The following is a 10,194-nucleotide window of genomic DNA, read 5'->3' as shown; positions in this document are numbered from 1 at the left end:
TATGAGAAGGACGGGGCCCTGTGGCTCAACACCACCGCCCTGCTCAAGCAGAAGTATCTGGGCGAGGGCAAGACCCAGGAGCAGGTGGACAAGCTGGATCTGAAGGACGACGTGCTCCGCCGGGCCAACGGGTTCTACACCTACTTCGCCGCCGACATCGCCTACCACCGCAACAAGCTGGAGAAGCGGGGCTTCTCCAAGGCCATCAACATCTGGGGCGCTGACCACCACGGCCACGTGGCCCGCCTCCAGGCCGCCCTGGACGGCCTGGGCCTGGACGGCTCCCACAGGCTGATCATCGTGCTGATGCAGCTGGTCAACCTGCTCCAGGACGGGCAGCCCGTCCGCATGTCCAAGCGCTCCGGCAAGGCCATCGCCCTGCGGGATCTGCTGGACGAGGTGAGCGTGGACGCCGCCCGGTTCTTCTTCAGCTCCCGCTCCTCCACCTCCGCCCTGGACTTCGATCTGGATCTGGCGGTGCGGGAGGACTCCGAGAACCCGGTATACTACGTTCAGTACGCCCACGCCCGCATCTGCTCCCTCATCGCCCGGCTGGCCGAGGAGGGGGACAAGGTGCCCGACGCGGCGGAGGTGGATCCCGCCGTGTTCTCCACCGAGGAGGAAAAGAGCCTCATCAAGACCCTGTCCCAGCTGCCCGAGACCATCCGGCTCTCCGCCCGGGACTACGACCCCTCCCACGTGAACCGCTACCTCACCACCCTGGCCGGGGAGTTCCACCGGTTCTACAACTCCTGCCGCATCAAGGGGGAGGCGCCGGAGGTTCTGGCCGCCCGGCTCAAGCTGTCCGACACCGTGCGGGCCGTGATCGCCAACTGCCTGGCCCTGCTGGGCGTCTCCGCGCCGGAGAAAATGTAAATAGTAAAAATGCGGGGGCGCTTCCAGAGGAAGCGCCCCCGCATTGTGTGTGATATCCGGGAGAGCTATATGAGCAGGAGCAGAAGGCGTACGAAAAAGTAGGCCGCCGGCGGCAGCAGCATGAGCAGGGAGCGGACCAGGGGCAGGGCGCGGTAGTCCCGGGGGCCCTGGTCATACTCCGTGGCCGCCATGGGGTTGTCCTGATAGATCTGCCACTCCCCGATGTAGTTGCGCCCGCCCATACAGCAGAACAGGACAACCACCAGCAGCAGGAGCATGGGCAGGGTCAGGTTCCACCCCAGAAGCGCCCCCGCGGCCACGGCCGCCCCCACAATTCCGTAATAGACGCCAAAGCCGATAACATCTTTTTGTGAAGCCGGAAAGACGCCGAGAGCCTGGACTGGCGCATAAGCACACATCCTCTCGTGGAGATTGGGGAAGCGCGGGACTTGCGCAATGGAACCTCTGGGCTTACTCCATGATAGCACTGCTTCTCCCCTGGCACAAGGGTTTTCCACCCTCCCCAGTGAGTTTCTTACATTTGTTTAAAGAAACTAAAAACATTCACTTAACGATCTGTTAATTGGTGTGTAACACTCTTGTAATCTTTTGAAAACGTGGTATGATAGGCTCTACGCTCGGAGGACCCCCTCCGCGCGGACTCCTTCCAACCCCGCAACGGAGGATTACAGACATGACTTTGCTGGAACTTGTAAAAGATCTGAACGTGACCATTGTGGTCCTGTTCACTCTGCTGTACCTGTATCAGGGCTTTTATGTGGTGGTGGGCCTGGTCCGCCGCCGCTGGACCGACCGGCACCAGCCGGAGAAGCTCCACCGCTTCGCTGCCATCGTCTCCGCCCGCAATGAGGAGGTGGTGATCGGCGAACTGCTGGAGAGCCTGCGAAAACAGGATTACCCGGCGGAGCTGCTGGATCTGTATGTGGTGGCGGACAACTGCACCGACGGCACCGCCGAGGCCGCCCGCCGGGCGGGGGCCTTCGTCTACGAGCGCTTTGACCAGAGCAAAAAGGGCAAGGGCTATGCCATGGACTACCTCTTCCGCCGCCTGGCGGAGGAGGGGAAGGACGTCTACGACGGCTACTTCGTTTTTGACGCGGACAACCTGGTGGATCCCGGCTTCGTCGCCGAGATGAACCGCACCTTCGACCGGGGCTATGACGCGGTGACCTGCTACCGCAACTCCAAGAACTTCGGCACCAACTGGATCTCCGCCGGCTACTCCATCTGGTTCCTGCGGGAGGCCCGGTTCCTCAACTTCCCCCGCACCCTGCTGGGCACCAACTGCCACGTGTCCGGCACCGGCTTCCTGGTGTCCGCCCAGGTGATCCGGGAAAACGGCGGCTGGCCCTTCCACCTGCTCACCGAGGACATCCAGTTCTCCGTGGACTGCGCCATCCGGGGCCGCCGCATCGGCTACTGCGACAAGGCGGTGGTCTACGATGAGCAGCCCACCACCTTCCGCCAGTCCTGGGATCAGCGGCTGCGCTGGTCTAAGGGCTTCTATCAGGTGGATCGGGCCTACACCCTCCCTCTGCTGAAGGGCTGCCTCCGCTGGGGGCACAAGGGCACCTCCTGCTACGACATGTTCGCCACCGTGGCCCCCGGCATGCTGCTCACGCTGTTCATCATCCTGTTCAACGGCGTGGTGCTGGCCGCCTGCCTCACCCAGCCCACCCACATGGCCGCCCGCATCATCCACGAGTGCCTGGGCTTCATCGGCTCCAACCTGTGGAACTTCTACCTGGGCCTGCTGGCCTACGGCATGCTGACGGTGCTGTCTGAGTGGCGCCACATCAGCGCCGCGCCGATGCAGAAGATCGGGTATGTGTTCACCTTCCCCGTCTTCATGTTCACCTACATCCCCATCTCCATCGCCGCCCTGGTGCGGAAGGTGGAGTGGAAGCCCATCTACCACACCGCCGCCAAAAAGCTCAACGAGCTGGGATAATGCCAGAGAGAGCCGGGGATTTCCCCGGCTCCCTGAGACTGTCGAAAAAGTGGCTTTGCCACTTTTTCGAGCCGGATGCAGTCCGCCGCGCGCAGGATTTGTCCGCTTCAAGCGGACAAATCCCACACTTGCGGCCTGAGAAGTGTTTTCTCCGACGCACACCCCCCAGGGGGCCCTCTCTTGCCCCTTCGGGGCAATTCACCTTGTGTCGCCGGAGAAAACAGATTCCAATTTTTTCGCGCCTGCGGGCGCGAACTCTGCGAGACTGTTTCGGCATGCTGAGGGAGCCGGGGATCTCCCCGGCTCCCTGCTTGTCCGGACAGGCGGGTTTCCGCCCCCCGCCTCTTGCATTTACCGGGCCCTTTGTGCTATACTAGCTTGCAAATGCGCCATGCGCAAATTTTCAGGAGGAACGAACGAACTATGGACACCATCCCCCCCTTATCCGCCCCCATCCTGCTGGACGGCGCCACCGGCACCGAGCTGCACAAACTGGGCATGCCCCATGGCGTCTGCACCGAGCAGTGGGTGTTGGAGCACCCCGACGCCCTGCTGGAGCTCCAGCGCGCCTACGTGGACGCGGGCAGCCAGGTGCTCATCGCCCCCACCTTCGGGGCCAATCGGGTGACGCTGGCCCGGTACGGCCTGAGCGGCCAGGTATCGGTGTACAACCGGCGACTGGCGGCCCTGACCCGGAAGGCCGCGGGCGGCAAAGCCAGGGTGGCGGGGGATCTGGCCCCCACGGGGAAGTCCATCGTCCCCTTCGGCGACGCCAGCTTTGAGGAGCTGGTGGACATCTACACCGAGCAGGCCGCCGCCCTGGAGGCGGCGGGGGTGGATCTCTTCCTCCTCGAGACCACCATGACCATGGCGGAGGCCCGGGCGGCGGTGCTGGCCTGCAAGAGCGTTTCCGCCAAGCCCGTGTGGGTCACCTTCACCTGCGACGAGAACGGCCGCACCCCCTCCGGCACCGACGTGCTGGCCGCCCTCATCGTCATGCAGGGCATGGGGGTGGACGCCTTCGGCCTCAACTGCTGCGCCGGCCCGGCGGAGATGCTGGAGCAGCTGCGCCGCCTGACCCCCTACGCCTCGGTGCCGCTGATTGCCAAGCCCAACGCCGGCCTGCCCCAGGTGGTGGACGGGAAGGCCGTATACCGCTGCACGCCGGGGGAGCTGGCCGCCTACGCCGCCCCCTTCGCCGAGGCCGGCGTGCGCATCTTCGGCGGCTGCTGCGGCACCACGCCGGAGCACATCGCCGCCCTGGGGGACGCGGTGGCGGCGGTGGACTTCTCCGCCTTTGCCCCGCCGGAGCGGGATCCCGACGTGATCCCCTGCGCCAGCGAGAAGGAGGCCCGGTTCATCACCCCCGACGTGGACGTGGGCGAGACCATCGAGTGCTCCCCCGACCTGATGGAGGACATCCTGGCCGCGGAGGAGGAGGCCCCTCAGGGAGCCCTGAAGATCGCCATCCTGGAGGAGGACGATCTGGATATCTTCGCCGAGAACCAGTACGTGGTAAAGGACGCCCTGTGCCTGTGGTCGGACGTGCCCGAGCTGCTGGAGAAGGCCCTGCGGCTCTACCAGGGCCGGGCCTTCTGGGACGGCACCGGGGATCTGGACGACGCCTTTCTGGAGGAGATGTCCCACAAGTACGGTTTGGTGCTTTTATAGGCATAGACGGCAGACGATGAGCGGCGGCCCGGCCGGGCCGCCGCTCATCGTGTGGAAAAAGCCTCGCAGAGCTCGCGCCCTCAGGCGCGAAAAAATGGAAATCTGTTTTCTCCGGCGGCATGTGCGTCGGAGAAAACACTTCTCAGGCCGCAAGTGTGGGATTTGTCCGCTTGAAGCGGACAAATCCTGCGCGCGGCGGACTGCATCCTGCTCGAAAAAGCTGCTCTGCCGCTTCTTCGACAGTCTCAGCGGCGGCCCGGCCGGGCCGCCGCTCTTGTCCGCCTATTTCTTCAGAAGCCGCCGGACGGCGGCCTCGTCCAGCAGGTTCACCGTCTGGAACTGCCCCCGGTAAAACACCGCGAAGTTGTTGAACGGACAGGGCAGGGCCTTGGCCTGGGCCAGGCTGTCCACCCGCACCAGGGACAGCGGGATCCCGCCGGCCTCGCAGAACGCCGCGATTTTTTCCACACACTGGTGGATAAAGGGGCACTGGGCGTCGTAGTAGATGGTCAGCTCCTGGCGGTCGATGATCCCCCGTTTGGCACCAGGCGTGAAGCGGGGGAGGGTGCCGTCCAGGGAGAGAGCCAGCAGCTGATAACCGGTCTCCGTGGTATCGGCCACGACAAAGCCGAACCTCCGGGCGAAGGACTGGTCGGAGAGCCACGCCTTCTGCTTCTCCGCCCCCAGCATGCACACGCCTGATTTTCCCTTTGCCCTGGCGTCAGCCAGGCAGGACTCCAGCAGCGCCCGGCCGTATCCCTTCCCCTTGTGGGGGCCAGTGACCCACAGGCAGTAAATGTAGAGGTAGTTGTCCCCCACCACCGGCACCCAGGCCGTCTCCAGGGGGGCGTACTCGATGAAGACCGTGCCCTTCTCGTCCAGCTTGCGGAACACGTGCCCCTCCCGGAGCCGCTCCGCCAGCCACTGCCGCTTGGCCTCCACCCCCGAGTGGGGCTTTTTGCTGCGGATGATACAGCACAGGTGCTCGTCCGCCAGATTCTCCGGCGTCAGGTCGATAAAGTTGGCGGGCATGGCATGTCCCCCCTTAAAGAACCATCAACAGGGTGCCGGCGCAGATCAGGACACAGCCGGCCAGGGATTTCGCGGTGACCTCCTCGCGGAGGAAGACAAAGGCCAGAACCAGGGTGATGACCACGCTGAGCTTGTCGATGGGCGCCACCTGGGAGGCTTTGCCCAGCTGGAGCGCCCGGTAGTAGCACAGCCAGGACGCCCCCGTGGCCAGACCGGACAGAATGAGGAACAGCCAGCTCTTCCGGCTGATGGCGGCGACGCCACCCTGCGCGTGGGTGAGGAACACCATGCCCCAGGCCATGAGTACCACCACCACAGTGCGGATAGCGGTGGCCAGATTGGAGTTGACCCCCTCAATCCCTATCTTGGCCAGGATGGAGGTGAGCGCCGCGAAAACCGCGGATAGGAGCGCGAACAGCAGCCACATGACGGCGGCCCCCTTTCATACCCGCCTATTTTACCACAGAGGCGGGGATTATTCCACCCTCGTTTTGCCGTCAATCCCCCCGACCCCTCTTTTTCAAAATCAGCGAAACCGCCAAAAACCGCACCCTGTTTTTGGAGCGCGCCTCCGGTTTTGTGCCTTGACGGGGCGTTCAAGATACGGTATCATAGAAAGCGGACAAACAAAAATAGCCACAAGATGTAGTGCCAAGCTGGGACGGCGGCCCCGCCCTGTTTTGGCTTTTTTGCTGGACAAGCATCCGAAGAAAGGAACGGAACGCCATGACACTGACCAAGATCCGCAAGCGGGACGGCCGTCTGGCCGACTTCAACGAGGACAAGATCGCCCGGGCCATTGAGAAGGCCTTCAACGCCACCTACAAGCCCGGGCAGGAGGACGTGGCCCGCAAGCTGGCCGACGAGGTGCTCTCCATTCTGGAGGTGGAGGGGGAGCGTCAGCCCGATGTGGAGCACATCCAGGATCTGGTGGAGCGGGTGCTCATGGACAACGGCTATGTCCAGACCGCCAAGGCCTATATCCTCTACCGGGAGGAGCGCAGCCGCGCCCGGGAGATGAACACCCGACTGATGAAGACCTACGAGGACATCACCTTCTCCAAGGCCAAGGACTCCGACATCAAGCGGGAGAACGCCAACATCGACGGCGACACCGCCATGGGCTCCATGCTCAAGTTCGGCTCCGAGGGCGCCAAGCAGTTTTACGACATGTTCGTCCTCAACCCCGACCACGCCCGGGCCCACCGGGAGGGGGACATCCACATCCACGACCTGGACTTTTTGACCCTCACCACCACCTGCTGCCAGATCGACATCAAAAAGCTGTTCGCCGGCGGCTTCTCCACCGGCCACGGCACCCTGCGGGAGCCCAACGACATCTCCTCCTACGCGGCCCTGTGCTGCATCGCCATCCAGTCCAACCAGAACGACCAGCACGGCGGCCAGAGCGTGGTCAACTTCGACTACGGCATGGCCGACGGCGTGCGCAAGACCTTCCGCCGGGTATACCGCCAGAATCTGGCCCGGGCCCTCATGCTGCTGGAGAATCGGGAGGATCCCGAGCAGGAGCTGAAGGGCATCATGGCGGGCATTCAGGAGGACACCGGCCTGACCCCCACCCTGGAGGACTGCGAGGACTACTTCGCCGCCGAGCGGGCCGTTCTGGTGCCTTCCTTCGGCACCGAGGAAGAGATTGAGAAGGCCCAGAGGTTCGCCCACCAGCGGGCGGTGAAGGAGACCGACCGGGCCACCTACCAGGCCATGGAGGCCCTGATCCACAACCTGAACACCATGCACTCCCGGGCCGGGGCCCAGACCCCCTTCTCCTCCATCAACTACGGCATGGACACCTCCCCCGAGGGCCGCATGGTGATGAAGAACGTGATGCTGGCCACCGAGGCCGGCCTGGGCGGCGGCGAGACCCCCATCTTCCCCATCCAGATCTTCCGGGTGAAGGAGGGCGTCAACTACAACCCCGGCGAGCCCAACTACGACCTGTTCCAGCTGGCCATGCGGTGCTCCGCCAAGCGGCTGTTCCCCAACTTCTCCTTCATCGACGCGCCCTTTAACCTGCAGTACTACAGGCCCGGCCATCCGGAGACGGAGATCGCCTACATGGGCTGCCGCACCCGGGTCATCGGCAACGTGTACGACCCCCAGCGGGAGATCTGCAACGGCCGGGGCAACCTGAGCTTCACCACCATCAACCTGCCCCGGCTGGCCATCAAGGCCAAGGGGGACATGGACGCCTTCTTCGAGGGGCTGGACCGGATGCTGGACCTGTGCGTGGACCAGCTGCTGGAGCGGTTTGAGATCCAGTGCCGCAAGCACGTGTACAACTACCCCTTCCTCATGGGCCAGGGGGTGTGGCTGGACTCCGACAAGCTGGACTGGGAGGACGAGGTGCGGGAGGTGCTGAAGCACGGCACCCTGTCCGTGGGGTTCATCGGCCTGGCCGAGACCCTCAAGGCCCTCACCGGCGTCCACCACGGGGAGAGCGAGAAGGCCCAGGTGCTGGGCCTGGAGATCATCTCCCACATGCGGGCACGGATGGATCAGGAGAGCGAGAAGCGGGGGCTGAACTTCTCCCTGCTGGCCACCCCGGCGGAGGGCCTGTCCGGCCGGTTCGTCAAGCTGGACCGGGCCCGGTTCGGCGCCATCGAGGGGATCACCGACCGGGAATACTACACCAACTCCTTCCACGTGCCGGTGTACTACCCCATCTCCGCCTATGACAAGATCAGGATCGAGGCCCCCTACCACGCCCTCACCAACGCCGGCCATATCAGCTACATCGAGATGGACGGCGACCCCACCGACAACCTGGAGGCCTTTGAGAAGGTGATCCGCTGCATGAAGGAGAGCGGCATCGGCTACGGCTCGGTCAACCACCCGGTGGATCGTGACCCGGTGTGCGGCTTCTCCGGCATCATCGGCGACCAGTGCCCCGGCTGCGGCCGCACCGAGGACGACGGCGTGCCCTTCGAGCGCATCCGCCGCATCACCGGCTATCTGGTGGGCACCCTGGACCGCTTCAACAACGCCAAGCGGGCCGAGGAGCGGGACCGGGTGAAGCACAGCGTATAGCTGACGCTTCAACAAAGCGGCCTTGCCGCTTTGTTGAGGGAATGCAGCCCCCTGCGCGCGCCCTTTGGGCACACTTGTGGGCTGAGAAGTGTTTTCTCCCAGGCGCATGTCCTGGGAGAAAACGGATTTGACTTGATTCGCGCCCGCCGGCGCGAACTCTGCGAGGCTTGCCAGAGGGGGTATTTCATGGAACATCATCCTGTTGTCCGCCTGAAGCGGGGGGAGGGCCGGGCCTTCAAGGCCGGCGGCCCCTGGATCTATGACAACGAAATCGGGGAGATCCTGGGCGGGCCCGCCGACGGCGGCATCGTCCGCATCGAGGACTACAACGGCTACCCCCTGGGGGTGGGCTTCCTCAACCGGGCCTCCACCATCGCGGTGCGGGCCCTGTCCCGGAACGCCGACGCCGTCATCGACGAGGCGTTTCTGGAGAAGCGGGTGCGGGCCGCGTGGCAGTACCGCAAGGACACGGTGGACACCGCCTCCTGCCGGGTGATCTTCGGGGAGGCCGACTTCCTCCCCGGCCTGGTGGTGGACAAGTTTTCCGACGTGCTGGTGGTGGAGTCCCTGGCCCTGGGCATCGACAGGCTGAAGCAGACCATCCTGGACCTGCTGGTGAAGGTGCTGGCCGAGGACGGCGTCGCCATCCGGGGCGTGTACGAGCGCAGCGACGCCAAGGTGCGCCTGAAAGAGGGCATGGAGCGGGTGAAGGGCTTTCTGTCCGAGCCCTTCGACCCGGTGGTGGAGATCGTGGAGAACGGCATCCGCTACCAGGTGGACGTGGCCGAGGGGCAGAAGACCGGCTTCTTTTTGGATCAGAAGTACAACCGCCTGGCCATCCAGCCGTTGGCAAAGGGCGGCCGGGCCCTGGACTGCTTCACCCACACCGGGGCCTTCGCCCTCAACGCCGCCAAGGGCGGCGCGGCGGAGGTGATCGGCGTGGACGCCTCCCAGCTGGGGGTGGATCAGGCCGCGAAAAACGCCGCCCTCAACGGCATGGAGGACCGGGTTCGGTTTGTGTGCCGGGACGTGTTCGAGCTGCTGCCCGAGCTGCACCGGCAGGGGGAGCAGTTCGACCTGGTGGTGCTGGATCCGCCGGCCTTTACCAAGTCCCGCGCCTCGGTGAAGAAGGCGGTCACCGGCTACCGGGAGATCAACCTGCGGGGCATCAAGCTGGTGAAAAACGGCGGCTATCTGGCTACCTGCTCCTGCTCCCACTTCATGACGCCGGAGCTGTTTACCAAGACCATCGGGGAGGCTGCCCGGGACGCCCGCCGCCGCCTGCGGCAGGTGGAGTACCGCACCCAGTCCCCCGACCACCCCATCCTGTGGGGGGCCGACCAGTCCTACTACCTGAAGTTCTACATCTTCCAGGTGGTGGATGAACTGTAGGGCGCGGCATCCTTGACGCGCCGCTCCCCCATCCGAGAAATCCAACAGGGCCGCCGCACCGTGCGGCGGCCCTGTTTTTGTAGGAGGAACCATCATGCGCATCGCCAATACCGTGTCCGACTCCATCGTGGACGGCCCCGGCCTGCGGTTCACCGTGTTCACCCAGGGCTGCCCCCACCGCTGCCCCGGCTGCCACAACCCGG

The 10,194-nt window shown here is 64.5% G+C and carries 9 protein-coding genes; 6 read left to right on the top strand and 3 right to left on the bottom strand.

Annotated elements, in window-relative coordinates:
• Positions 1–876: DALR anticodon-binding domain-containing protein (locus tag QZ378_RS10440; RefSeq protein WP_291258221.1), on the top strand; the 876-nt coding region annotated here is incomplete at its 5' end.
• A 65-nt stretch (positions 877–941) separates the two neighbouring features.
• Here the strand turns inward: QZ378_RS10440 and QZ378_RS10435 are convergent.
• The gene (locus tag QZ378_RS10435) at positions 942–1,196 is read right to left on the bottom strand and encodes a hypothetical protein (RefSeq protein ID WP_291258220.1); all 255 of its coding nucleotides are present in this window, start codon (positions 1,194–1,196) and stop codon (positions 942–944) included.
• Positions 1,197–1,570: 374 nt separating this feature from the next.
• On the opposite strand from QZ378_RS10435, the gene QZ378_RS10430 reads away from it, so the two are divergent.
• On the top strand, positions 1,571–2,848 hold the full coding sequence (locus QZ378_RS10430) for a glycosyltransferase family 2 protein (RefSeq protein WP_291258219.1): 1,278 nt from the start codon (positions 1,571–1,573) through the stop codon (positions 2,846–2,848).
• Positions 2,849–3,271: 423 nt separating this feature from the next.
• The gene (locus tag QZ378_RS10425; protein WP_291258218.1) at positions 3,272–4,519 is read left to right on the top strand and encodes a homocysteine S-methyltransferase family protein; all 1,248 of its coding nucleotides are present in this window, start codon (positions 3,272–3,274) and stop codon (positions 4,517–4,519) included.
• Positions 4,520–4,801: 282 nt separating this feature from the next.
• Here QZ378_RS10425 and QZ378_RS10420 read toward each other — a convergent pair whose 3' ends face one another.
• Positions 4,802–5,551 (bottom strand): GNAT family N-acetyltransferase, encoded by a 750-nt coding sequence (locus QZ378_RS10420; protein ID WP_191380143.1) that lies wholly within the window; start codon positions 5,549–5,551, stop codon positions 4,802–4,804.
• Positions 5,552–5,564: 13 nt separating this feature from the next.
• Positions 5,565–5,978, bottom strand: a complete 414-nt coding sequence (locus QZ378_RS10415) for an EamA family transporter (RefSeq protein WP_191380144.1) — start codon at positions 5,976–5,978, stop codon at positions 5,565–5,567.
• Positions 5,979–6,277: 299 nt separating this feature from the next.
• Between QZ378_RS10415 and QZ378_RS10410 the strand changes: the two genes are divergently transcribed.
• The 3 genes from QZ378_RS10410 to QZ378_RS10400 all read left to right on the top strand — a co-directional run.
• Complete coding sequence (locus QZ378_RS10410; protein ID WP_291258217.1) at positions 6,278–8,599, top strand: anaerobic ribonucleoside triphosphate reductase; 2,322 nt, start codon at positions 6,278–6,280, stop codon at positions 8,597–8,599.
• 186 nt (positions 8,600–8,785) lie between these two features.
• The gene (locus QZ378_RS10405; RefSeq protein WP_291258216.1) at positions 8,786–9,991 is read left to right on the top strand and encodes a class I SAM-dependent rRNA methyltransferase; all 1,206 of its coding nucleotides are present in this window, start codon (positions 8,786–8,788) and stop codon (positions 9,989–9,991) included.
• A gap of 94 nt (positions 9,992–10,085) precedes the next feature.
• A partial coding sequence (locus QZ378_RS10400) for a 4Fe-4S cluster-binding domain-containing protein (protein ID WP_291258222.1) occupies positions 10,086–10,194 on the top strand: 109 nt, incomplete at its 3' end.

The sequence above is a fragment of the Flavonifractor sp. genome, from assembly GCF_019422385.1.
GTDB lineage: Bacteria > Bacillota > Clostridia > Oscillospirales > Oscillospiraceae > Flavonifractor > Flavonifractor avistercoris.
Note: the sequence above shows the minus strand (reverse complement) of the source record. Positions and strands in the feature narration are given on the sequence as shown.

What these genes read in the sequence shown, in the direction of transcription:
- QZ378_RS10430 (WP_291258219.1), top strand. Translation starts at nt 1,571, where the DNA reads ATGACTTTGCTGGAACTTGTAAAAGATCTGAACGTGACCATTGTGGTC.
- QZ378_RS10425 (WP_291258218.1), top strand. Translation starts at nt 3,272, where the DNA reads ATGGACACCATCCCCCCCTTATCCGCCCCCATCCTGCTGGACGGCGCC.
- QZ378_RS10420 (WP_191380143.1), bottom strand. Translation starts at nt 5,551, where the DNA reads ATGCCCGCCAACTTTATCGACCTGACGCCGGAGAATCTGGCGGACGAG.
- QZ378_RS10415 (WP_191380144.1), bottom strand. Translation starts at nt 5,978, where the DNA reads ATGTGGCTGCTGTTCGCGCTCCTATCCGCGGTTTTCGCGGCGCTCACC.
- QZ378_RS10410 (WP_291258217.1), top strand. Translation starts at nt 6,278, where the DNA reads ATGACACTGACCAAGATCCGCAAGCGGGACGGCCGTCTGGCCGACTTC.
- QZ378_RS10405 (WP_291258216.1), top strand. Translation starts at nt 8,786, where the DNA reads ATGGAACATCATCCTGTTGTCCGCCTGAAGCGGGGGGAGGGCCGGGCC.